General features: G+C 62.3%; 19 protein-coding genes. 10 read left to right on the top strand and 9 right to left on the bottom strand.

Going from position 1 to position 22845, the window contains the following annotated elements; all coding sequences use genetic code 11:
• Positions 1 to 73: 73 nt before the first annotated feature.
• Positions 74 to 988, bottom strand: coding sequence for a sugar kinase (locus tag ASD00_RS07070; RefSeq protein ID WP_057205754.1), 915 nt, complete (start codon positions 986 to 988; stop codon positions 74 to 76).
• Between the two features lie 179 nt (positions 989 to 1167).
• On the opposite strand from ASD00_RS07070, the gene ASD00_RS07065 reads away from it, so the two are divergent.
• Entirely contained in the window at positions 1168 to 2805 is a 1638-nt protein-coding gene (locus ASD00_RS07065; RefSeq protein WP_057206129.1) for an alpha-glucosidase family protein, read from the top strand.
• Entirely contained in the window at positions 2805 to 3266 is a 462-nt protein-coding gene (gene aac(6'), locus ASD00_RS07060) for an aminoglycoside 6'-N-acetyltransferase (protein WP_057205753.1), read from the top strand. The genes ASD00_RS07065 and aac(6') overlap by 1 nt, the downstream gene beginning before the upstream one ends.
• Before the next feature lie 12 nt (positions 3267 to 3278).
• On the opposite strand, the gene ade is transcribed toward aac(6'), so the two are convergent.
• Positions 3279 to 4976 (bottom strand): adenine deaminase, encoded by a 1698-nt coding sequence (gene ade / locus ASD00_RS07055; protein WP_057205751.1) that lies wholly within the window; start codon positions 4974 to 4976, stop codon positions 3279 to 3281.
• An 89-nt stretch (positions 4977 to 5065) separates the two neighbouring features.
• Entirely contained in the window at positions 5066 to 6394 is a 1329-nt protein-coding gene (locus ASD00_RS07050; protein WP_057205749.1) for an aspartate aminotransferase family protein, read from the bottom strand.
• A 349-nt stretch (positions 6395 to 6743) separates the two neighbouring features.
• Here ASD00_RS07050 and ASD00_RS07045 point away from each other — a divergent pair, with 349 nt between their 5' ends.
• The gene (locus tag ASD00_RS07045) at positions 6744 to 9002 is read left to right on the top strand and encodes a glycoside hydrolase family 9 protein (RefSeq protein ID WP_244496023.1); all 2259 of its coding nucleotides are present in this window, start codon (positions 6744 to 6746) and stop codon (positions 9000 to 9002) included.
• Between the two features lie 12 nt (positions 9003 to 9014).
• A complete protein-coding gene (locus ASD00_RS07040) occupies positions 9015 to 10151 on the top strand; it encodes a Gfo/Idh/MocA family oxidoreductase (RefSeq protein WP_057205745.1) in 1137 nt (378 codons plus the stop codon).
• Here ASD00_RS07040 and ASD00_RS07035 read toward each other — a convergent pair.
• The 6 genes from ASD00_RS07035 to ASD00_RS07010 form a co-directional block, all read right to left on the bottom strand.
• A complete protein-coding gene (locus ASD00_RS07035; RefSeq protein WP_057205744.1) occupies positions 10146 to 11192 on the bottom strand; it encodes a Gfo/Idh/MocA family oxidoreductase in 1047 nt (348 codons plus the stop codon). The genes ASD00_RS07040 and ASD00_RS07035 overlap by 6 nt on opposite strands.
• A gap of 297 nt (positions 11193 to 11489) precedes the next feature.
• Entirely contained in the window at positions 11490 to 11834 is a 345-nt protein-coding gene (locus tag ASD00_RS07030; protein WP_057205742.1) for a metalloregulator ArsR/SmtB family transcription factor, read from the bottom strand.
• Between the two features lie 119 nt (positions 11835 to 11953).
• On the bottom strand, positions 11954 to 12697 hold the full coding sequence (locus ASD00_RS07025; protein ID WP_057205740.1) for a HugZ family protein: 744 nt from the start codon (positions 12695 to 12697) through the stop codon (positions 11954 to 11956).
• Positions 12698 to 12787: 90 nt separating this feature from the next.
• The gene (gene choV / locus ASD00_RS07020; protein ID WP_025427989.1) at positions 12788 to 13837 is read right to left on the bottom strand and encodes a choline ABC transporter ATP-binding protein; all 1050 of its coding nucleotides are present in this window, start codon (positions 13835 to 13837) and stop codon (positions 12788 to 12790) included.
• On the bottom strand, positions 13834 to 14679 hold the full coding sequence (choW, locus tag ASD00_RS07015) for a choline ABC transporter permease subunit (protein ID WP_025427988.1): 846 nt from the start codon (positions 14677 to 14679) through the stop codon (positions 13834 to 13836). Before choW ends, choV begins: the two co-directional genes overlap by 4 nt.
• Positions 14680 to 14760: 81 nt before the next feature.
• Positions 14761 to 15717, bottom strand: a complete 957-nt coding sequence (locus tag ASD00_RS07010) for a choline ABC transporter substrate-binding protein (protein ID WP_025427987.1) — start codon at positions 15715 to 15717, stop codon at positions 14761 to 14763.
• A 271-nt stretch (positions 15718 to 15988) separates the two neighbouring features.
• Between ASD00_RS07010 and ASD00_RS07005 the strand changes: the two genes are divergently transcribed.
• The 6 genes from ASD00_RS07005 (at position 15989) to ASD00_RS06980 (ending at position 22842) form a co-directional block, all read left to right on the top strand.
• Positions 15989 to 16582, top strand: a complete 594-nt coding sequence (locus ASD00_RS07005) for a thymidine kinase (RefSeq protein ID WP_025427986.1) — start codon at positions 15989 to 15991, stop codon at positions 16580 to 16582.
• 170 nt (positions 16583 to 16752) lie between these two features.
• Positions 16753 to 17139 carry a cytochrome c family protein gene (locus ASD00_RS07000; RefSeq protein ID WP_057205738.1) on the top strand — a complete coding sequence of 129 codons (387 nt, stop codon included), beginning with the start codon at positions 16753 to 16755 and terminating at the stop codon, positions 17137 to 17139.
• Between the two features lie 165 nt (positions 17140 to 17304).
• The gene (locus ASD00_RS06995; RefSeq protein WP_057205736.1) at positions 17305 to 18393 is read left to right on the top strand and encodes a hypothetical protein; all 1089 of its coding nucleotides are present in this window, start codon (positions 17305 to 17307) and stop codon (positions 18391 to 18393) included.
• A gap of 72 nt (positions 18394 to 18465) precedes the next feature.
• Complete coding sequence (locus ASD00_RS06990) at positions 18466 to 19614, top strand: hypothetical protein (protein ID WP_025427983.1); 1149 nt, start codon at positions 18466 to 18468, stop codon at positions 19612 to 19614.
• A 2-nt stretch (positions 19615 to 19616) separates the two neighbouring features.
• Positions 19617 to 21533 carry an AAA family ATPase gene (locus ASD00_RS06985; RefSeq protein ID WP_057205733.1) on the top strand — a complete coding sequence of 639 codons (1917 nt, stop codon included), beginning with the start codon at positions 19617 to 19619 and terminating at the stop codon, positions 21531 to 21533.
• A 19-nt stretch (positions 21534 to 21552) separates the two neighbouring features.
• The gene (locus ASD00_RS06980) at positions 21553 to 22842 is read left to right on the top strand and encodes a DUF6638 family protein (RefSeq protein ID WP_025427981.1); all 1290 of its coding nucleotides are present in this window, start codon (positions 21553 to 21555) and stop codon (positions 22840 to 22842) included.
• Positions 22843 to 22845 lie beyond the last annotated feature (3 nt).

The following is a 22845-nucleotide window of genomic DNA, read 5'->3' as shown; positions in this document are numbered from 1 at the left end:
CGCGTCGATTTTGACGCGCAAGGGATGCTATCATGCCCAAAATCCGCAAGCGGCGGTCGGCTGCGGCGATGCCTCAGTCGACGAGCTTGTTCTTGTCGACGAGCGCGCCATGGTGGCCGATGACGCCGGCAGCGATGCGGGCGGCAAAGGCTGCAGATTCACTCGGCGTGTCGCCCGTGACGAGACGCGAGAGGAAGGCACCGTTGAAGCTGTCGCCGGCGCTGGTGGTGTCGACCACGCGCTCGACCGGCGTTGCTGGGACGTGGCTTTCTTCTGATCCCTCGAACGCCAGCGTCACACCCTTTTCCCCGTCCTTGACGACCACGTCGGCGACACCCAGCGCCTTGTAGCGCTCGATCGTCGCCTTGATCGAGCCGTCACCGAAATGCGTGACCTCGTCGTCGAAGCTCGGCATCACCAGGCTGGCGGCACGGGCGCCATCCGTCAGTGTCTGGCGCATGCGCTCGGCGTCGTCCCAAAGGCGAGGACGGATGTTGGGGTCGAAGACGACGCGTTTACCCGCGGCCTTGGCGCGGCGCAGTTCGGCAAGCAGCGTTTCCACCGCCTCGGGCGCCAGGATCGCAAGGGTAATGCCGGAAAACAGGATGAGATCGGCGCCCTCGATGGCGCGGCGCAGATGCTCTGGGTCATCGGCGAGAAGTCTCGCTGCTGAAGCCGAGCGCCAATAGGAGAAGCTACGCTCGCCGTCCTTCAGATGGATCATGTAGAGGCCCGGCGTGCGACCCTCGATTTTGCGGACGGCCGCCGTGTCGATGCCCTTCTCGGCCATGAAGGCGAGCATTTCGTCGGAAACCATGTCGGTGCCGACGGCAGAGCAATAGGCGACGGACCAGTCGATCGGCAGGAACAGGTGTGCATAATAGGCGGCGTTGAAGGTGTCGCCGGCATAGCTTTTGCGCAACAGGCCGCCCTCGGCCTGCATCAGTTCGACCATGCACTCCCCGATCGAAAGCATCGTTCCCGCCAACGTCTTCTCTCCCTTTGGTATTTGCCGTGCTGACGGGATAAGGTTCAAGGCCGGTCTCGGCAAGAGTTGTTTTTAGGGCGCTTGAGATTTGAGCGATGACTTGGCTGCCCTCCGGCGTTTACTCCCGCGCCGGGCGCGGTTACATCTTGGCGCACAGATCGGTTTCACGGGGGCAGGGCATGGCGTCTCAGCAGGTTTCGGGTGACGATTGGTGGCGCGGCGCTGTGATCTATCAGGTCTATCCGCGCTCGTTTCAGGATACCGATGGCGATGGCATCGGCGACTTGAAGGGCGTCACGCGGCGGCTCGGCCACATCGCCTCGCTCGGCGTCGACGCCATCTGGCTGTCGCCCTTCTTCACCTCGCCGCAAGCCGACATGGGCTACGACGTCTCGGATTATTGCGACGTCGACCCGATGTTCGGCACGCTTGCCGATTTCGACGCGATGCTGGCGGAGGCGCACCGCCTCGGCCTCAAGGTGATCATCGATCAGGTGATTTCGCATTCCTCCGACCGCCATCCCTGGTTCGTCGAAAGCCGGACCAGCCGCGAGAATCCGAAGGCAGACTGGTATGTCTGGGCCGATCCGAAGCCGGATGGCACCGCGCCGAACAACTGGCTTTCGATCTTCGGCGGACCGGCCTGGGAATGGGACGGGGTGCGCAAGCAATATTACATGCACAACTTCCTGACCTCGCAGCCGGATCTCAATTTCCACAATTCTGATGTTCAGGATGCAGTGCTGGATGCAGCGCGCTTCTGGCTCGACCGTGGCGTCGACGGTTTCCGGCTCGATACCGTGAACTTCTATTTCCACGACCGCCATCTCAGGGACAATCCGCCGCTGGTGCCGGATCCGGATGCGACGAGCAATGATGCGCCCGACGTCAATCCCTATGGCATGCAGGATCACCTCTACGACAAGAGCCAACCGGAAAACGTCGCCTTTCTCCAGCGGTTCCGGAAGCTGCTCGACGGCTATGGCGGGCGCACGACGGTGGGCGAGGTGGGTGACGGCGCGCGGTCTTTGAAGACGGTCGCTGCCTACACCAGCGGCGGCGACAAGCTGCACATGTGCTACACCTTCGATCTGCTCGGTCCGGATTTCACCGCCAGCCATATCCGCCGCTGCGTTGACAATTTCCAGAAGGCCGTTACCGACGGCTGGGTGTGCTGGGCCTTTTCCAACCACGATGTCATGCGCCATGTCAGCCGCTTTGCGCAAAGCGCGGCGGAGCGGGAAGTGGTCGCAAAGCTGGCGATCACCCTCCTGGCGACCTTGCGTGGCTCGATCTGCCTCTACCAGGGCGAAGAGCTGGGTTTGACGGAAGCGGATCTTGCCTTCGAGGATTTACGCGATCCCTATGGCATCCGCTTCTGGCCGTCGTTCAAGGGGAGGGATGGCTGCCGCACGCCGATGGTGTGGGAGGCGGCCGCCAGGCATGCCGGGTTCTCCGCCGGAAAACCGTGGCTGCCGGTGCCGACAGAGCAGGCCCGCCTGGCGGTCGATACGCAGGAGGCTGGCGCTGGCACGGTGCTCAACCATTATCGCGCCATGCTGGCTTTTCGCCGGTCGCATGCGGCCCTGCACGATGGTGACATGTCGTTCATCGAGAGCAACCGCGACCTGCTGGCATTCATCCGCGAGAAGGACGGCGAGCGGCTGCTCTTCGTCTTCAACCTGACGCGAGAGCAGCAGGAATTCCTCGTCTCCGATTCGGCGGTCGAAGACATGCCGTTGCCGGGTCAATCGGCGCGGGTCGCCGGCGGCGTGCTGAAACTCGATGCTCTGAGTGCCTATTGCGGGAAGCTCTGATGCGTGTGTTGCTAATGGACGGGGAGATGGTCGGCCGCTGGCTGGAAATGCGGCTTGCGCTCTGGTCCGACACGCCGGCCGCCGTGCACCGCGACGAGATCGATAGCAGTCTGGCTGCAGCCGAGCGACAGGCCGCGTTTCTTTGCGAGGACGATGCCGGTGTCGCGGCAGGCTTCGCCGAAGTGTCGCTACGCACCGACTACGTCAACGGCTGCGAGACATCGCCTGTTGCCTTCCTCGAAGGCATCTATGTGCTTCCGGGCTATCGCCGCCATGTCGTTGCGCGGGCGCTGATTACCGCGGCGGAACGCTGGGCGATCAGTCGCGGCTGCCGCGAGCTTGCATCCGACACCGATATCGACAATCTGGAAAGCCATGGCCTGCATATGGCGCTCGGCTTCGAGGAAACCGAACGCGTCGTCTATTTCCGCAAAGAGCTGTCGGTCGCCGCGGATAACTGAGCGAGCCGCGCTTCAGCCGATCAGCATGAACTTGTCGACGTCGACGAGGCCGCGGTCTGATATCTTCAGGTGCGGGATTACCGGTAGCGGCAGGAAGGCAAGTTGCAGGAATGGCTCTTCCAGCGTGGCGCCCAGCGCAAATGCCGCCTGGCGCAGATGGTGCAGGGTGTCGCGCACGGATTCGTGCGGTTCCAGGCTCATCAGGCCCGCGACCGGAAGCGCGATCTCGCCGGTGACCTTGCCATCCTCGACGACGACGAAGCCGCCCTTGATCTCGCCAAGGCGATTGGCGGCGGTCGCCATGTCCTCGACGTTGACGCCGACGACGCAGATGTTGTGGCTGTCATGGCCGACCGTCGAGGCGATCGCGCCCTTCTTCAGGCCAAACCCCTGTACGAAGCCGTTGGCGTGGTTGCCGTTGACGCCGTGGCGCTCGATCACCGCCACCTTGATGATGTCGCGACCGAGGTCGACGCCGGTCTCATTGCCATCGGCAGGCAGCCGGTAGCGGCGGTGCTCGGTGATGATCTTGCCCGGCAGGACGCCGATGACGGATGTCTCGCTGTCGGAGTAGGGCACGCCGAAGTCGCTGGCATTGACATGGCCGGCCTTGACGCTGTCGAGGCCGACGGGGGCGACCGGCTTGCGGGTGGCAAACAGTGCGTCGGTGACGCGGCGGCCGCCGGAAAAGACCATCTGCGCCCGGCAGCTTTCGAGACTGTCGACGACGACGAGGTCGGCGCGCCAGCCGGGGGCCACAAGGCCGCGGTCGCGAAGGCCGAAGGCGCGCGCGGCCGAGATCGAGGCGGCGCGATAGATCGCCAGCGGCTCGACGCCGGCGGCGATCGCGGTGCGGATCATATAATCGAGGTGGCCCTGCTCGGCGATATCGAGCGGATTGCGATCGTCGGTGCAGAGCGCCAGATAGGGCGAAAGCCGCTCGGTAATGATTGGCATCAGCGCGTGCAGGTCCTTGGAGACGGAACCTTCGCGCACCAGGATATGCATGCCCTTGCGGATCTTCTCCATCGCCTCGTCCGCGGTGGTGCACTCATGTTCCGTGCGGATGCCGGCCGAGAGATAGCCGTTGAGGTCCTTGCCGCGCAGCAGCGGCGCGTGCCCGTCGATGTGCCCACCCTGGAACGCCTCGAGCTTGGCGAGGCATACCGGGTCCTTGTGGATGACGCCGGGGAAATTCATGAACTCGGCAAGGCCGATCACCTTCGGATGATCCCGGAAGGGCAGCAATCTTTCGATCGGCAGGTCGGCGCCCGCGGTCTCCAGATGCGTCGCCGGCACGCAGGACGACAGCTGCACACGGATATCCATGATGGTTTCGAGGGCGGAATCGAGAAAGAACTGGATACCCTCGGTGCCGAGCACATTGGCGATCTCGTGCGGGTCGCAGATGACGGTGGTGATTCCGAGCGGCAGCACGCAGCGATCGAACTCATGCGGGGTGACGAGCGAGGATTCGATGTGCAGATGGGTATCGATGAAGCCGGGCACGACGATGCGGCCGGAGATATCGATCTCCTCGCGTCCCTCATAATCGCCATAGGTGCCAACGATGCGGTCACCCGATATGGCGATATCGGAGGCGATCAGTTCACCCGTCACCAGATCGAAGAAGCGCCCGCCCTTGAGCACGATGTCGGCCGGCTCGCGGCCGACGCCCTGGTCGATCATTCGTTCCAAAGCCCTAGACATCTCTGCACCCCTCATTTCAGACCCGTAGATAAGATTAACCCTCTCCCCGTTGCCGGGGAAAGGGTCGTATTCGCAGATGGACGATGCAATTAGATATTGTTGACGAGCACGTCGCGAAGCTTGTCGAACAGCTCGTCGATCTCCGCCTTGGAGATGATCAGCGGCGGCGACAGCGCGATGATGTCGCCGGTGGTGCGGATCAAAAGGCCCTTTTCGTAGGCCTTCAGGAAGGCATTGAAGGCGCGCTTGGTCGGTTCGCCGGCGATCGGCTGCAGTTCGATTGCACCGATCAGGCCGACATTGCGGATGTCGATGACATTAGGGCAATCCCTAAGGGAATGCAGGCCGTCTTCCCAATAGGAGGCAAGCTCGGCGGCGCGTGTCAACAGGCCCTCTTCCTTGTAGGTGTCGAGGGTGCCAAGCGCTGCGGCGGAGGCGATCGGGTTGCCGGAATAGGTGTAGCCGTGGAAGAACTCGATCAGGTGTTCCGGGCCGTTCATGAAGGCGTCGTGGATTTCCGAGGTCACGAACACGGCGCCCATCGGGATCACGCCGTTGGTCAGCCCCTTCGCGGTGGTGATGATGTCCGGCGTCACGTCGAAATACTGTGCGGCGAACGGCGTGCCGAGGCGGCCGAAGCCGGTGATGACCTCATCAAAGATCAACAGGATGCCGTGCTTGGTGCAGATATCGCGCAGTTTCTTGAGATAGCCCTTCGGCGGGATCAGCACGCCGGTCGAACCTGCGACCGGCTCGACGATGACGGCGGCAATGGTCGAGGCGTCGTGCAGGGTGACGATGCGCTCAAGCTCGGTGGCGAGATCGCCGCCATGCTCGGGCTCGCCGCGGGTAAAGGCGTTCTGGGCCGGCAGGTGGGTGTGCGGCATGTGGTCGACGCCGGTCAGGAGCGTGCCGAACATCTTGCGGTTGGAGACGATACCGCCGACCGAGATGCCGCCGAAATTGACGCCGTGATAGCCGCGCTCGCGGCCGATCAGGCGGAAGCGCGAGCCGTCGCCCTTGGCACGGTGATAGGCGAGCGCCACTTTCAGCGCGGTCTCGACCGATTCAGAGCCGGAATTGGTGTAGAGAACGTGGTTCATGCCCTCAGGCGCGATATCGACCAGGCGGTTCGCCAGTTCGAAGGCTTTTGGATGTCCGAGCTGGAAGGCCGGCGCATAGTCGAGTTCGCCTGCCTGTTCGCGGATCGCCTCGGTGATCTTCGGGCGACAATGGCCGGCATTGACGCACCAGAGACCCGCCGTGCCGTCGAGGACCGTGCGACCGTCATGCGTCGTATAGTGCATGTCCTTCGCGCCGACGAAGAGGCGCGGTTCCTTCTTGAACTGCCGGTTGGCAGTGAACGGCATCCAGAAGGCGCGCAGGTCGTTCGGCGTGGTGTTGAGGCGGTTCGACATTCCAGTTCTCCTCGGCATGGTCGCGTGTCGGGCGATCGCGCCCGCTTGGATTCTTTTACCCTTTGGTCAAACTATCAGGGCGCCGGTTCGGGTCAAGTCTGGAGCGCCGGCGTGTGATCGCTCAGGGCATGCCTCGGATTTCGAGAGCGGTATATTCCGCTGGCGGCAACCGTCCGCCTATTCGAGGAGCTCCAAAGGTCGGATTTTTCGTTATGGGCCCGAACGTTTTCTCAAGTTTAACCTGTTTGCGTCAACGCTACCGCGCCGTGTATCGCCGGATCCATGGCAGTGTTTCCCGCCGTCCCCCGACGGTGCGGTCCGGTGGCGAAAGATGCGGAGTGGCGAGACAGTGTCGAGGTTGGGGATAGCGCCGGCGGCCATTGCCGTCCTCTTTCTGCCAGGCATGGCCGCGGCCGCCGACCTGATCGTCGACGGACGCTTCGAGCAAGGCCGGGACACTTTTTGGGCCGGGGAAGGCGTGGCTCTGACCCGGAGCGGAAGGCAGCTTTGTGCCGACGTTTCGGCGGGCGGTGACACCTGGGACAGGCTCATTGGTGTCAACGGGTTGAAACTCGAGCCCGGCCTTCACTACAGGCTCTCGCTGTCGACCGCGGCTGATCCTTCCCGTGCCGTGTCCGCCCGCATCCAGCGTGGCGCCGAGCCCTGGACGGTGCAGAGCGAGTTCAGCATCGCAGGCGCGCCGGAGCGTGCGCCGTTTTCGGCAGATTTCATGGCCTCCGAAGAGGATGAGGCCCAACTGATTTTCCCGCTCGGCGGCGCTGAAAAATCCTGGCGCTTCTGCATCGATGACTTGTCCTTGGTGGAGATCGAGGCCTCTGCTGGTGCGGCCAGCCGAGCGAACCAGGGGCCGGCCATTCGGGTGAACCAGCTCGGCTATTTCACCGATGGTCCAAAGCGGGCGACGGTCATCTCCGATGCTCGTAGCGCCATTTCCTTCCAACTGATCGATGCAGGCGATGCCGTCGTCGGCGAGGGGACAACGCGACCGAGCGGGTTTGATCCGTCCGCCGGCGTCAGGACGCACGTGGCGGACTTTTCCGCCTATGCCGTTCCCGGCAACGGGTACCGACTGGTCTCCGGTGACTGGACCAGCGATCGCTTTTCGATCTCTGACGATCTCTATGGCCGCCTGCGCGTAGACGCGCTCTCCTGGTTCTACCCGCAGCGCAGCGGTATCCAGATCCGCGGCGATATCGCCGGCAAGGCCTATGCCAGGCCAGCCGGTCATATCGGCGTCGCTCCGAACGAGGGCGACAAATCTATCGGCTGCTTGACTGGCGATGAGGCCAAAGCGCTCTATGGCGACTGGTCCTGCTCCTATCGTCTCGATGTATCCGGCGGCTGGTATGATGCCGGCGACCACGGCAAATACGCGGTCAACGGTGCGATCTCGGTCGCGCAGCTGCTGGCGACATTCGAGCGCGGCCGTGTCTTTGGCGGTGCTGCCTCGCCCGTCCTCGGCGATCGGCTTTCGCGCATTCCCGAAAGCGGCAACGGCATTCCCGATCTGCTCGACGAGGTTCGATGGGAGCTGCAGTTCCTGCTTGCAATGATGGTGCCGGACGGTGAGCCGCTTGCCGGGATGATGCATCACAAGATCCACGACACAGAGTGGACCGCGCCGCCGATGTTGCCGAGCGAGGATCCGAAACCGCGGGCGCTCCACCGGCCTTCGACGGCTGCGACCTTCGATGTGGCGGCGGTCGCCGCGCAGGCCTCGCGGCTTTTTGCCAAGGACAACCCGACCTTTGCCGCAACGCTGCTTTCGGCAGCGCGCAAGGCATGGGTGGCGGCCAATGCCAATCCGGTCCTGCTCGCGCCGAAATCCGAAGGCAATTCGGGCGGCGGCGATTACGATGACGACGACGCGTCGGACGAACTCTATTGGGCCGCGGCAGAACTGTTCCTGACAACCGGAGAGGCGACGTACCTCGATGCGCTGCGCGCTTCTCCGCACTGGTCCGGCGATGTGCTGCCGTCGACCGGCGCGTTCCACTGGCGCAATGTTGCCGGTTTCGCCCGGCTGCAACTGGCGCTTTACGGCGTAGCCCTGCCCAAGGCCGACCTCGACATGGTGCGAGGTTCGGTTCTGACGGCCGCGCGGGCATTTCTACCGCTGCAGGCAGCTGAGCCGTTCGGGCAGATCTACCGCCCGAGGAACCATCAATACGACTGGGGTTCGAACCAGCTGATCCTGCAAAACATCATCGTCCTGTCGACGGCCTTCGACCTCTCGGGCGATAAGAGCTTCCTCAATGCCGCGCGCGAAAGCATGGATTACATTCTCGGCCGCAATGCCCTGGCGCTGTCCTACATCACCGGCTACGGCGCGCGCTCGCCTGAGAACCAGCACAGCCGCTGGTACGCGCATCAGGTGGACCCGACCTTGCCCAATCCGCCGGTTGGCTCGCTTGCCGGCGGGCCGAATTCCACGCCGGTGGATGCGATCGCCAAGCAACGACTGCAGGGCTGCGCGCCGCAGACCTGCTATGCCGACGATATCGAGGCCTATGGCTCCAATGAAATCACCATCAACTGGAATGCGCCGCTCGTCTATGTCGCGTCGTTCCTTGCCGACGCACGCTAGGGGGCTGCAGCAATGACCGGGATAGCCTTTGTCGGAACTGGCTTCGTTGCCGACTACTACATGACGACGCTTGCCAATCATCCGCAGTTGAGCCTCGCCGGCGTCTGGGATCGCGATGAAGCGCGCCTGGCTGCGTTTGCCGGCTACTGGAGGGTCAACCGCTACGCTTCACTGGACGCGGTGCTGGCGGATCCGGCTGTTACGATCGTCGTCAACCTGACGACGCCGGAAAGCCACTACACGGTAAATCGCGCAGCACTTCTGGCCGGCAAGCATGTCTATTGTGAAAAGCCGCTGGCCATGGATGTCGAGCAGGCCAGCGAGCTGGTGGATCTGGCGCGAGAGCGGGGGATGGTGCTTGCCGGTGCGCCGGCCAATGCGCTCAGCGAAGCGCACGCGCTCTGCACCTCGCTTCTTGCGAGCGGCGCCATCGGCACGCCGCGCCTCGTCTATGCTGAAATGGAAGACGGTCCGGTGTTCAAAGCGAACTGGCGCGAGTGGCGCAGCCGTTCCGGCGCCCGCTGGCCGGGCGTGCATGAGTTCGAAGTCGGCTGCACACTCGAACATGCAGGTTATGCCGCAAGCTGGCTCGTTTCGCTTTTCGGACCGGTTGCAGAAGTCAGCGCCGTCTCCGCCCTGACATTCCCGGACAAGGGGCCGGGGACGGAAAACTTAAGCCTCGGCCCGGATTTTTCGGTCGGTTGCCTTTCCTTCCGCTCCGGCGTGACGGCCCGTGTGACCTGCGGGCTTGCGGCCCCGCGCGACCGCTCGCTGACCATCATCGGCGACAAGGGCACCATCGTCGTGCGCGATCTCTGGGACAACCGCTCGCCCATACATCTGGAGGCCTTCGGGGCGAAGCGCTCGCTGCAACACCGTACCCTCGACTGGGTCGAGTGGAAGGTCGGACGCAAGCTGCCGCTCCGGCTCTATGCCGGCAGCAGGGTGCGGTATCCGGCCAAGGCCACGGCCCCCGCATTGCCCGCCTATCCCTCGAAGATCGATTTTGTTGGCGGCATTGCCGCCCAGGCCGAGGCGATCGCTCGTGGGGAAACGCCGCACTTCTCCGGCGCGACCGCGCGCCATCTGACCGAGATCGTGCTTGCGCTCAACAGCGGTCGTCAGGGCTATCGCCCGCTCGATCTATGACGGCGGTAAAGCGCGGATCGTCTCGATGATTTCGATCGCCTGGATGCTGCGCGATGTCGGCATCAGGATGTGCTCGTGCCAGCCCTCCAGGATCGCCGCACTTGCCGCCTCGATCTCGAATTGCAGTCCGTTGCCCGGGAACGGCAGATCGAAGCGTTGAAGGCCGGGCAAGGAGACGCGCCTGGCAATGCGCGTCAGCATCTTTGCCCACAGGCCCTGGCCCCGAGGTGCGATGACCTTGCGGACAAGACCGTTGTCGCCAAGAAACAGTCGGCTCGCCTTCAGAAACGGCGCGTCGATGACGAGGGTGCCGCGATCGCCGTCGATGATGAACCGATTGTCGCCGTCGCGGTCGAAACCGCAGGAGAGATGAGCCTGGAAGCCGGTGTAGGAAAGGCGCATTTCCGCCGACAGGTCAACGCCAGTGGGTGCGCTTTGCCAGCGTCCGTCGACCGCCCGTGGTTGTCCGAACAGGTTGAGGCACAAGGACAGCGGATAGATGCCGAGGTCGAGCAGCGATCCGCCGCCGAGCCTTGCGTCGAAGAAGCGGCTGGTGGGATCGAATGGTTTTTCATAGGCAAGCTCGGCTATGACATGCCGAATGCGGCCGAGAGCCTCTGCGCCGAGCAGGGTTCGGACTTTGGCGATCGCCGGCAGGAAACAGGTCCACATGCCTTCCATTGCGAAAAGGCTTTTGGCTGCAGCCAAGGCTGCGAGCGAGCGCGCATCGTCGAACGACGTTGCCAGCGGCTTTTCGACCAGCACAGTTTTGTTCGCCGACAGGAAGACGATCGCGTGCTCTAGGTGCACGGCGTTTGGCGAGGCGACATAGACCGCATCGATACCTGGATCGGCGGCAAAGGCATCGATGCTGGAATGGCTGGCGATGCCGCCGAAACGGGCGGCGAAGGCGTCGGCCTTCTCCTTGCTCCGGGAATAGACAGCGGCCAGCTCAGCATTGCCGGTAAACTGGATATCGGACGCGAAGCTGTTCGCGATCGCGCCGGTACCAGCGATGCCCCAACGGACCTTGTCTTGCATTGCGTGAAACCCGATGTCCCGGCAGTAGGTTCAAAATGCTACAGCGTCCTTTGCGCGTCATATTTGAGGCGCGGCGCTGTAATGTCCGGGCGCATCCTGACCCCGAAACCTCAAGGCCGCGTAAACATCGCAGGCAAGCCCCTGGCAACATTGACGGTCGATGTTACCTGGGCAACGAGGCACTTCGGCCGGGCAATGGCTTGCCCCGTCTGCCGATCTTCCAGAAAAGAGTAAGCCCCGCGCGATTTCTCGTGTGGGGCTACTTCAGGGCATGATCCCTGTTACGGACTGAGTAGGTCAGGCCGAGCGGCGGACCAAAGTCTTTTCTGCCACGGCATTTGCTTCGACGCCGTAGATATCGGAGAGCGTACCCAGAATTCTCATGACCGCGTCGGACGAGCTGGAATAGTAGATCGTCTGAGCGTCACGGCGAGTGCTGACCAGATTCTGGGCTCTCAGTTTGGACAGGTGCTGGGACAGGGCGGACTGGCTCAAGCCCACCTTATTGGCCAATGCGCCGACAGCCATCTCTTCCTTGACAAGGGAATCGAGGATGAGAAGGCGCTTAGGATTTGCCATGGCCGAGAGGAAGCCAGCTGCTATCTCAGCTTCATCGTGTTTTTCAGGCGAAAGTGGCTGCATTGCGTGCTCCATGCGAAAATTACATCACACGTAGTTATGGTTGACGAAGGACGATAATTAGTCGTGATGCATAAAAGGGCAACCACCTACTGCAAGAAATGGGGGTATCTGGCGAGCGATTAACCGTAAAGTTCGCGCAAAAGTGGCCGTAACTCCGAGCTGTCCCGCATTGGCGCGGGGAACTCGAGCCGCTTCAGTTGGTCGCCAAGGGCCAGATCCAGGCCGGCAACGTCGATACCGACCACTTTCCAGTCACCCTCCGGGCCGTTGCAAAGTTTTTCAGCGTAAAATCTGACCGCTTCGGCATGATCGGCGTTCATATGCTCGATAGCGCCTGCTTCCATGGCGGCGAGCGATGCGGTGGCGGGTGATTCGATCACCAGATCCTGCGCGGTCAGCACATAGGCGCGGCCGAAACCACCGTTAAGGCTGGCGCGTAACGGGTTCAGGCGGAAGAAACCGAAATCCGGAAAATCGACATAGAGCTTCGATTTCGGATGGCGGCGAACGAATCGTTCGCGGATGCGGGCATGGGCATCCGAATCACGCGAGATCGCTTCGGCCTCGCACTGAACCGTCAGCCGTGGATGGGCGAGGGGATCGCCCTTGCCGGGGTCGCCCGTCAGCAGCGAGGCGCGCGTGTCGGCAAGCAGTGCCTTGGTATGGGTCGACAGCTTGGAAATCAGGATCAATGGCACGCCGTCGACATCCATGCCGACGAGAACGCGACTGACGAAAGGAAACCCACCGCTCTCCGGTTCGATCGCCGCAAGCGAGCCGCTGCGTGCGCCGCGCAGAAGCGTGTGCGCAAGCTTGCGCGCCTCGTCATCGGTTTCGCGCAATACGTTCGGTTTGTCGGTCATTCGTCGGTCCTTCCAGAAATTCAAGCGCGGTTCCAGACGAAAAAGCCCGGAACAGGTGCCGGGCTTTTATTGGCTTCTTGTGCGTTTTCGTCAACTTTTGTTGCGGTGTCGCGTCAGGCCTTCAACGATGTTTTGCGCGTTGATCGTGCCGACGACGGAGCCGTTGTCGACGACGCCGACGCTGCCCGGCTGTCGGGACATGGCGTCGAGGATATCGACGAGCGGCGTCGTCGGCTTGGCGGTCGCCGTCACGCCGGCCACGGCCGCTCCGCGTTGGATGCCGGTCTGCATCACGTCCTTTGCCGTCAGCATGCTGATCGGGTTCATGTGCTGGACGAAATCGGCGACATACTGGTTCGCCGGGTTTCTGACGATGTCCTGCGGGGTTCCGCACTGGATGATGCGGCCACCTTCCATGATGGCGATGCGGTTGCCGATGCGGAACGCCTCGTCGAGGTCATGGCTGACGAAGACGATTGTCTTCTTCAGGCGGCGCTGGAATTCGAGCAGTTCGTCCTGAAGCCGGGTGCGGATCAGCGGGTCGAGGGCCGAGAACGGTTCATCCATCAGGAGGATCGGCGCGCCGGTTGCAAAGGCGCGGGCAAGACCGACACGCTGTTGCATGCCGCCTGAAAGCTCGTTGACCTTGCGGTCGGCCCACTTCGTCAGGTTGACGAGCTCTAGCTGCTCGCCGACGCGGGCCTTGCGTTCCGCGTCGGGCATGCCGGCAAGCTCTAGGCCGAAGCCGACATTGTCGGCGACGGTGCGCCAGGGCAAGAGCGCGAACTGCTGGAACACCATCGACACAGTGTGCATGCGGAAGTCGCGCAGCGACTTTGGTGTGGTGCGATAGGGGTTGAGCGGCCCGTTTGCGGTCTTGACCTCGACCTCGCCGCGAACGACGGGCGCAAGGCCGTTGACGGCGCGGAGCAGCGTCGACTTGCCAGAGCCTGACAGCCCCATCAACACGAGGATTTCACCCTCGTTGATCGCGAGCGACGCACCGGCGACACCCAGCACCAGGCCGGTTGCGGCGCCGATTTCGTCACGGGTCTTTCCCTGGTCAACCATCTGGAGCGCGGTCTGCGGATTGTTGCCGAAGATGATGTCGACATTCTTGAAAACGACGGCGTCGGTCATGCACCCTCTCCTTCGTCGGACGAGCGGAACAGGCGGTCGAGGATGATGGCGAGGATGACGATGCAGAGACCAGCCTCGAAACCCTTGGCGACGTTCACCGAGTTCAGTGCGCGAAGCACGGGAACGCCAAGGCCGTTGGCGCCGACGAGTGCGGCGATGACCACCATCGACAGGGAGAGCATGATCGTCTGGGTAAGGCCCGCCATGATCTGCGGCATGGCGAAGGGAAGCTCGACCTTGCGCAGCACCTGGCCGGGTGTCGCGCCGAAGGCCTGTGCCGCCTCCACCAGCGAGGGCGGCGTCGAGATGATGCCGAGACGGGTGAGGCGGATCGGTGCGGGAATGGCGAAGATCACCGTTGCGATCAGGCCCGGCACCATGCCGAGACCGAAGAGAATGAGCGCGGGGATCAGATAGACGAAGGTCGGGATCGTCTGCATCAGGTCGAGGATCGGCCGCATGACGGAGTAGACCCAGGCCCGGCGCGCGGCGGCAATGCCGAGCGGAACGCCGACGGCCATGCTGACGACGCTGGCCGCCAGCACCAGCGCCAGCGTTTCCGTCGTTTCCTTCCAGTAGCCCTGGTTGATGATCAGCAGCAATCCGAGGCCGGTGAACAGTGTCACGCCGAGCGAACGGCGGAACCACCAGGCGAGTGCGGTGATGACCGCTACCACGATCAGCGGGTGCGGCGTCTGCAGGATATAAAGCAGAACGCCGACGACGCCGGACAGGAAGCGAGCGAGCTGGTCGAAGAACAACTCGAAGTTCGTCGTCAGCCAGTCGACGAACGCCTTGGCCCAGCCGCCAATGGGAATGCGGTATTCTGTCAGAAATTCCACAGGGTGAATCCGTCTCGTCAGATCAACACTATCGCGCGATGCGGTGAAAAAAGGCGGGGACTTCCCCCGCCTTGCTGCCGGTCAGAGCCCGAGCGCGGTCTTGACAGCGGCGAGACCTTCGCCGCCATCCTTGGTCGTGACGCCGGCAAGCCATGGGTCGATCGCCGTCGGGTTGGCCTTCAGCCATTCCGTTGCGGCGGCGTCCGGCTCCTTGCCGTCATTCAGGATCTTGCCCATGATCTCGTTTTCCATCTGCAGCGAGAACTTGAGGTTCGTGAGCAGCTTGCCGACATTAGGGCATTCGGTGGTGTAGCCGGCGCGCACATTGGTAAAGACGCTGGCGCCGCCGAAATTGGCGCCGAAGATGTCATCGCCGCCGGAGAGATAGGTGAGCTTGAAATTGGCGTTCATCGGATGCGGTTCCCAGCCGAGGAACACGATCGGCGCGCCATCCTTCTCGGAGCGGGCGACCTGAGCCAGCATGCCCTGTTCGGAGGATTCGACGACTTCGAAACCCTTCAGGCCGAAGGTGTCCTTGTCGACCATGTCGATGATCAGGCGGTTGCCGTCATTGCCCGGCTCGATGCCGTAGATCTTGCCCTCGAGCGCGTCCTTCTTGGTGGCGATGTCCTTGAAGTCCTTGATGCCGAGTTCGGCACCCTTGGCGTTGGTCGCCAGCGTGTATTTCGCGCCTTCGAGGTTCGGTCCGAAGGATTCGACCGACTTGTCGTCGAGATAGGGGCGCACGTCGTTTTCCTGGGTCGGCATCCAGTTGCCGAGGAAGATGTCGATGTCCTTGTTCTTGAGCGAGGTGTAGGTGACCGGAACGGAGAGAACCTTGATATCCGTCTCGTAGCCCAGGCCCTTGAGGACAGCGGAAACCGTAGCGGTGGTGGCGGTGATATCGGTCCATCCGACGTCGGAGAACCGGACGGTGCCACAGTTTTCAGGCTCGGCTGCCGCGGCGTTTCCGGCAACAAGGGCAGCCACCGAAACGGCGCCCGCGAGCATGAATTTGAGAGAGAGTGCTTTGTTCATCGTTGTCGTTCCCCTGCCTCTATTATTGTTTTAGCCAAACACCATTGGAGCTTTAGCCAAACACCATTGGATAGCGAATTCAAGCGCTTTGATGTCGAAGGAAGTGTATTGCGTCAATACGCGGACGGGATGCACGCTGCGACGCAGAATGTCGCAATGCCCACGAAATGGTCAAGTTGGGCGAAAAACTGTGGGTCGCGCAAACGGGCTCTGGCCTTCGGGCCCAAGCCTCGTCATGAACCGACGAGACGATTTCCGGGAACGGCAGGATATGGCCAAACTCTATTTCAGCTATGCGACGATGAATGCGGGCAAGAGCACATTGCTGTTGCAGGCATCCTACAACTACCAGGAACGCGGCATGCGCGTCGTCATGCTGATCGCAGCGTTCGACGACCGGGCCGGCACCGGGCGCATTTCGTCACGGATCGGCCTCGATGCGGATGCCATTCCGTTCCATGGTGGCGACGATCTCTACGCGTTGATCGAAAAGCTCAACACCGATGGTGCGGGCCAGATTGCCTGCGTCTTCGTCGACGAAGCGCAGTTTCTCGACGAGGAGCAGGTCTGGCAGCTGGCGCGGGTCGCCGACCGCATCGGCGTTCCCGTCATGGCCTACGGGTTGCGCACCGATTTCCAAGGCAAGCTTTTTCCGGGCTCGATGGCGCTTTTGGCCATTGCCGACGAGCTGCGCGAAGTGCGCACGATCTGCGACTGCGGCCGCAAGGCGACCATGGTCGTCCGTCTCGACGGGCAGGGCAACGTCGTTCGCGAAGGCGCCCAGGTCGAGGTCGGCGGCAACGAGAAATATGTCTCCTATTGCCGGCGCCATTGGGAAGACAAGATGCGCTGCGACCCCGCCTGAAGCCGATAAACCGGATTCGATTCAGGGCGTTATGTCGCGCGTTTGCAGTGCTACAGCATCCTTCGCTCGTTCTATCGGACGCGCGGCATCGCGGTGCGACTGCATGGCGTCTTGAAAGCCACGCATTCTGGATGCCATGCTGATCCCGGTTTTCCCCGATGAGGTTCGCGATGCCGCGTCTGTTTCCCTATCTTCTGCTCTGTCTCTGTCTCGGAGCGACGCCCGGCCATGCTGGCGGTGACGCCAAGGCGGGGGCATCAGTCTTCCGTAAATGCGGCGCCTGCCACACGGCGACCGAGCCCAACAATAGGGTGGGGCCGAGCCTGATGGGCGTGATCGGCCGTCCGGCCGCCTCGGTCTCCAGCTACAGCTATTCGGAAGCGATGAAGGCCTTCGGATCCGAGGGGCATGTCTGGGACGAAGCGACGCTGAGCGAATATCTCCTCAGCCCCAAGGCGATGGTCGGCGGCACCAAGATGAGCTTTGCCGGGCTGAAGAAGCCGCAGGACATTGCCGACGTCATCGCCTATCTCAAGGACCCATCCGCGGCCAAATAGGCAATGCCTTCGATATCTCAATCACTTCGACGGGACGGCTGACCAAAAAAGCCGGCCGGCGAGGCTTGTTCTCTTTCGATAAACACCCTTTATATACCTGCAATCGAAGGCTGAACAATTTGGCCCGGATGGCATCTGTTGCCTCAACCGATCCAGGGGGATGATATGGCGACTCTTCAGAATTTTGACGCGGAAATCGAGAAGACGAAAAGCGTTGTCGAGCAGATGCGCGGCAAGCTTGAGCAATCCGGCGTCGTGCTGGAGCAATTCGCCAAGGCCGAGACCAAGCTCGGCGACGTCAATTTCGATATCGAGAACGCCCGCATCCAGGACGTCATCAGCCAGCAGAAGGTGATGGAGGCCAACATCGCCGACCTGATCATCGGGCTCGAAGATGCGACCAACGTCTTCGGCTCCGAATTCGAGAGCATGAAGAACTATACCGGCTACGAGAAATTCATCGGCATGTTCTCCAAGCAGAAGATGCAGCGCATGCGCACCGACCGGGTGCGCAACATGTCGCTCGCCGGCAACCTGCAGGAGCTGCTGTCGAAATCCGATACCATCGTCGGCATCCTCAAGGACCAGAAGTCGATCCTCGACCAGCGCTACAAGACCTCCGAGCAGAGCCTGATCCAGGTGATCGAGCGCCGCAAGGGCACGATGTCCAATCTCGAAGCGGTGCAGAAGCGTATCGAGGAGCTCAACCCGCTGCTGCTCGACATCGAGAACCGCATTGCTGCGTCGACCGAGCAGAAGGTGCGCACCGAGCTTGAAGGCGAGCGCTCGGCGCTGGCGACGGAATACAACGAGAAGCAGGCGAAGGAGCAGGAGCTGCTGGCCGAGAGCCAGACGCTCGAGCGCTACACCTCGATGTTCCAGACGTTCGTCGATTCGCTCAACAACCAGATCGCCGCGCAGAACACCCTGATCAACAAGCTGACGATCGATACCGAGCAGCGCATCGTGCTCTACAAGGCGCTGGAGGATTCGTTGAAGACCGCCGCCCAGCAGGATGTCGCCCACAAGATCAATACGCTCGGAAGCCAGGTCGATACGGCAGCGGAAGAGACGATGGCGGGCATCGGCGCCGCCGCCCAGCGCCATATCGGCGACTTGCTCGAAATGCACGAGAAGAACATGCTGTCGACGCAGGATATCCAGCGCCGCAAGAAGCTGGCCGACGATGCGTTTGCCCGACGCTTCCAGACGGTCATGGACAAGCACAACACCGCCAACTACGTGAAGCAGTGATCGGCGGCAGGGCACGGGCATGCACATGATAGGGTCCGAGTTTGCCTTGCGGCACGCGCCAGGGGGAACGGCATGAAAGTGGCTGCATCCCCCGCCGTGACGCAGTATTTCGCCTCGATCCATTCGGCTCTTGCCGGGCTCGAGCTGTTTCTCGGTGACCGCAATTCGCCGCTCTATCGCAATACGGTGGTCGGTGAGGTGATCGTTCCCTATCTCGCCCGGCTGAAAGCTTCGATCGCCTGCTGGGAGAACCGCATCGGCTTCGTCGATCAGTTCAGGATCTCCCGGGCCGAGAGCGGCTTCCCGGTTTTCCAGAACGTGCTCGAACTGGAAAACGACCGCCAGGCGGCACCGAAGCGGCTTGCGGATATTCCGTCCGCCGATGCGCTGCGCGAGGAGATGGCCGACTTCATCCTGAGGCAGAAGGCTTTTCCTGAGGCGCTGCAGTCGCGCATGGCCGAGCGGCTCTATCTCGAGCAGATCGGCAAGGGCGAGATTTTTTCGCCGTTCATCCTGCCGGAAACGATCCGCGTCGCCGTCAATCCGAAGACGATGCGGCCCTATTACATCGTAAGCTGGGGCGCCTTCGATGGCACCCAGACCCTGCCGATGGTCTATATGGCGACGATCGAGGATTCCTCCGAGAAGATCGTCGAGATGCTCGTCACCGCGGATGGCAAGCTCAACCCACAGGTCGAGATTCCGCTGCCGGTCGGCGGCCTGCTCAATCCGGAGCTTGCCAGCCGCTTTGATGATTTTGCCTCCAAGAACAGCACCTACTCGCTGACGCCGGTGACGATCGCGACCAATATGGACAAGGATTTCCCCGAGCTGCACCCCAAGCAGTTGCGGCGCATCGTGCTTGGCCCGTTCTATTCGGCCGGGATCACCGAGAACAATGCGAAGATCAACGAGATCCTGTCCAAGGTGCGCAAGCCCGAAAATGCCTGGCTCCTGACCTGGACCGTGCAGGAGGTGTTTTCGAAGGCCGAACGCGCCGCACAGCGCGGCTTCTGGTCGACGACGCCGGCGCAGGAGGAATTCCACATCGACACCGACAATCTGGAGGCCACGCGCATGGGCGTTTCGTCCTACGAGAAACATGCGCTGGTGCCGCACGACGCCTATCAGGCGCTCTATGCATCGGGCGAGGCGGCCCAGGTGTTCGGTGACTACAAGGTGCATGTCATCTCCGGAAACCAGGTCGTGAGCGAGGTTTAAGCATGACACTCAATACCGGGCTGACGACGCTGCACGAGGACGAGATCGCCAAGCACCAGGCGGTCGCGCAGGGGCTGGTGACCAAGCTGGTGATCCTTGAGCGGGACGAGGGATCAGCCGGCGCACCGCTCGCCGGCACCGGGCGACGGTTCGTTTCGACGGTTTCGACCGGCGGCCAGCGCCGCACCCGCGAGGTCGAGCTTGCGCGCACGGTTCAGGCGGTGCGGCAGGGCGACCAGATGCTGTCGCCGGCGCAGCATGCGGTTCTCTACAGGACCCGTCGCGGCATCCAGGTGGCGCTGGCTGTCGCCGACGTCTTCGCGCGCCAGACGAACCTCGAACAGCTGCAGGCGCGCAACACGACCGCGCCGCTTGCCGGCGAGGACGCCAACCAGTTCAAGGCGCTGCTCAACGCTTCCGCCTATATCTCCGCCTTCACGCTGGCCGCCTATCTCGGCTCGACGCTGTCGGGCGAGGGCGAGCCGGTGGACGATGCCGTCGAGCCGGACTTCCTGTTCGATACGCCGCAGGATGCCCTGAAGGGGCTGATCGCGGCGCTCGACCGCAGCATTTCCGGTGCGGCCGACGATTTGGCGCTGACGGCGCGTGCCCGTGCGTTTTCGCGCGTTGCCATCGAAGGGCTTATTGCGCGCAAGGGCCGCTTTACCGGCCTGCAGAGCTTCGAGAACGTGCATATCCGGCTCGACCAGGACGACTTCACCCTGAACGGCTTCGACGTCGCGCCCGGCCAGAAGCGCAAGCCGCTGGTGATGACCTTCAAGAAACCGGAAGAGATCATCGGCAACCATATCGCCAAGTATCAGGCGCTGAAGCTCGCCAAGATGCTGATGGCCTATGACTTCGACCGGCAGATGAACCCGTTCGTCGAGCTGGGCGGCTTCCTCTTCACCTTCATCGGCGACGGCATGCCGGGTACCGGCAAGACGATCCTCATCCAGATGCTCGCCGGCATGCTCAACGAATATTGCGAGATCGCCGGCTACGCCTTCCACTACGAGAATTTCGGCGTCGACCAGATTTCCTCCTATCAGGGCAAATCCGGCCAGAACTGCAAGGAGTTCGTCAACAACGTCATCAACCCGCGCGCCATCGGCTTCGGCACGATCGACGACGTCGACCAGGTCGCGGCCAAGCGTTCCGACGACCGGGCATCGGCCGGCCAGCACGAGGTGACGGCGGTGCTGATGGAAAGCTTTGCCGGCGCATCGACGGTGGTGCGCGGCAACTGCACCTTCGGCATGTTCTCCAACTATCCCGAGAATGTCGACGATGCGCTGCGCCAGCGCGCCGGCGCCCGCTGGCTGGTCGACGGGCCGCAGACGGAAGACGACTATATCGACATCTTCGCGCTGCTCGTCGGCAAGAACCACAAGATCCCACTCGGCGAGCACGCGCTGTTCGAGGGACAGGAGATCAAGCGCGCCGTGTCGCAATCCTACGGGGCGCATTCGCGACCGCAGGAGGAGGGGCTGGTTTCCGTCTGGGAGCGGTACCAGAAGGAGAAGGGCGCGCTTGCCACGCTTGCCGATGTCGGCGCCTATCTGCACATGATCAAGGAGGCAGAGCCGCGCTTTACCGGCCGGGCGATCAAGAACATCACCGACGCGGTCAAGCTCAGGGCGATGGACGTCGAATTGCCCGACGACTGGTTCAAGGATGCCGGCTCGTTCATGCACAAGGGCTATGACGAGAAGAAAGCGATGGTCGAGGCGCTTCGCGGCCCGATCACCATCGAGATGGTGCTGCAGGAAATCAACCGCTACGCCGACAGCGAATTCCGCTACACCGACAAGTCGGACGATGCCGCCGTCACCGACATCATCCGCCGCGAGCGCCAGCGCGAAAAGGCGATCCGCGAGATCGAGGCGATGAAACGCGACGGCCGGTGGCAGGGCTGATGGCGGGGAGCGCTGAGCTATGAAACGTCTGCTCGAAGCCGAGCTTATCTATGGACGCCTGCTCGATATCGCCGAGCCGCATCTGATCGCGCGCTACAACAAGGCGCTGGAGGGCTTTGGCCTGCGTCCGACGGCGCTGGAACGCTTCAGCATCGACATGACGGGGTTCTCGCCGGAGATTGCCGACGAGCTTGGCGATCGCGACTATCTCGACCCCAACCGGGTGAACCGCCGTTTCATCATCATGACGCCGGATCAGGCGGAACTGCCGGTGGTGCACACAAGCTTTTCCAACACGGCGGCGTTGATGCACGAGTTCTTCAACGCCAACAGTCGGGCGATCAACGCAGTGACGATCAAGGATGCACTCTACGGCGAGATCGAGGATTCGGTTTCCATCGTCGACGACATCGATGATCTGCTGTCGATCAACGAGGTGCGCTTCCGGGTGCTTTCCGCAGAAGACATGCTGGGCAAGGCGGCCGAACTCAGGAGCCTGGTCGACCGACTGAAGAAGGTGCCGACCGCCTGGACTGATGACGAGATGCTGAACCGCATGGTCGAACTGGCGAAGGTGACGGGCGACATCCGCCAGAACGCGCTGGTGCCGGATCAGCTGGTTTTCCGCCACGATGCCTTCTGGGCCAATCACTTCGGCGGCGTCTATGTCTTCCTCGACGAGAAGACGACGACCGTCATCTGCGACCCGTCGGTCCCCGGTTTCCGCCGGTCGCGGCCCTGGCAGGTCAGCTACATCGCGATCGACGATCACGCCCGCATCTACGATTTCCTGGCCTCGACAAAGCGGTTGCAACTGCCCCAGGCGTCCTGGGTCGAGGACTCAGGGCTCTACCAGCATCGCGCCGACATGGTGGTGCGCGGTTTGATCAACGATGCCGATCCGACGACGGATCTTGCCCGCGCCGACCGGATCTGGCTGCAAACCTGGATGCATCGCAACGCGGCACTCGTTGCCCAGGATGCCACCTATCCCTTCCTGCAGGAGATGCAGCGCATGGTGCAGACGACGGGCAGCATCCGGATGCAGGATGTCGCGCCGGCAAACCGCTTCATGCTGGTGAGGGCCGCGCCCGTTCATCCCGATCAGTGGCTGGTCAACCGCTTGATCGCCCAGCTCGTTCCCCGCGATTTCGTTTCCCGCTTCGTCTTCGACAAGCAGGGGTTTTATGACGCCTACGAGCGTTACAGCGAAAAGTTCAGGGAATATGTTGTGACGACCTTGACCGGCACATATCTCAAGGACAAGGCGGCCTTCCGCCGCAAGCTTTACGGCCTCAGAGAGGAATAGGAC

Origin of the sequence: Ensifer sp. Root31 (genome assembly GCF_001424825.1) — a bacterium.
GTDB classification, from domain to species: domain Bacteria; phylum Pseudomonadota; class Alphaproteobacteria; order Rhizobiales; family Rhizobiaceae; genus Ensifer; species Ensifer canadensis.
This window is presented reverse-complemented; position numbering and strand designations above follow the sequence as displayed.

Coding starts and splice junctions, on each gene's coding strand:
- ASD00_RS07050 (WP_057205749.1), bottom strand. CDS start 6,394: ATGTCGAACCGCCTCAACACCACGCCGAACGACCTGCGCGCCTTCTGG.
- ASD00_RS07040 (WP_057205745.1), top strand. CDS start 9,015: ATGACCGGGATAGCCTTTGTCGGAACTGGCTTCGTTGCCGACTACTAC.
- ASD00_RS06980 (WP_025427981.1), top strand. CDS start 21,553: ATGAAACGTCTGCTCGAAGCCGAGCTTATCTATGGACGCCTGCTCGAT.
- ASD00_RS07030 (WP_057205742.1), bottom strand. CDS start 11,834: ATGCAGCCACTTTCGCCTGAAAAACACGATGAAGCTGAGATAGCAGCT.
- ASD00_RS07065 (WP_057206129.1), top strand. CDS start 1,168: ATGGCGTCTCAGCAGGTTTCGGGTGACGATTGGTGGCGCGGCGCTGTG.
- ASD00_RS07005 (WP_025427986.1), top strand. CDS start 15,989: ATGGCCAAACTCTATTTCAGCTATGCGACGATGAATGCGGGCAAGAGC.
- choV (WP_025427989.1), bottom strand. CDS start 13,837: ATGACCGACGCCGTCGTTTTCAAGAATGTCGACATCATCTTCGGCAAC.
- ASD00_RS06995 (WP_057205736.1), top strand. CDS start 17,305: ATGGCGACTCTTCAGAATTTTGACGCGGAAATCGAGAAGACGAAAAGC.
- ASD00_RS07010 (WP_025427987.1), bottom strand. CDS start 15,717: ATGAACAAAGCACTCTCTCTCAAATTCATGCTCGCGGGCGCCGTTTCG.
- ade (WP_057205751.1), bottom strand. CDS start 4,976: ATGTCTAGGGCTTTGGAACGAATGATCGACCAGGGCGTCGGCCGCGAG.
- ASD00_RS07000 (WP_057205738.1), top strand. CDS start 16,753: ATGCCGCGTCTGTTTCCCTATCTTCTGCTCTGTCTCTGTCTCGGAGCG.
- ASD00_RS07025 (WP_057205740.1), bottom strand. CDS start 12,697: ATGACCGACAAACCGAACGTATTGCGCGAAACCGATGACGAGGCGCGC.
- ASD00_RS07035 (WP_057205744.1), bottom strand. CDS start 11,192: ATGCAAGACAAGGTCCGTTGGGGCATCGCTGGTACCGGCGCGATCGCG.
- ASD00_RS06990 (WP_025427983.1), top strand. CDS start 18,466: ATGAAAGTGGCTGCATCCCCCGCCGTGACGCAGTATTTCGCCTCGATC.
- ASD00_RS06985 (WP_057205733.1), top strand. CDS start 19,617: ATGACACTCAATACCGGGCTGACGACGCTGCACGAGGACGAGATCGCC.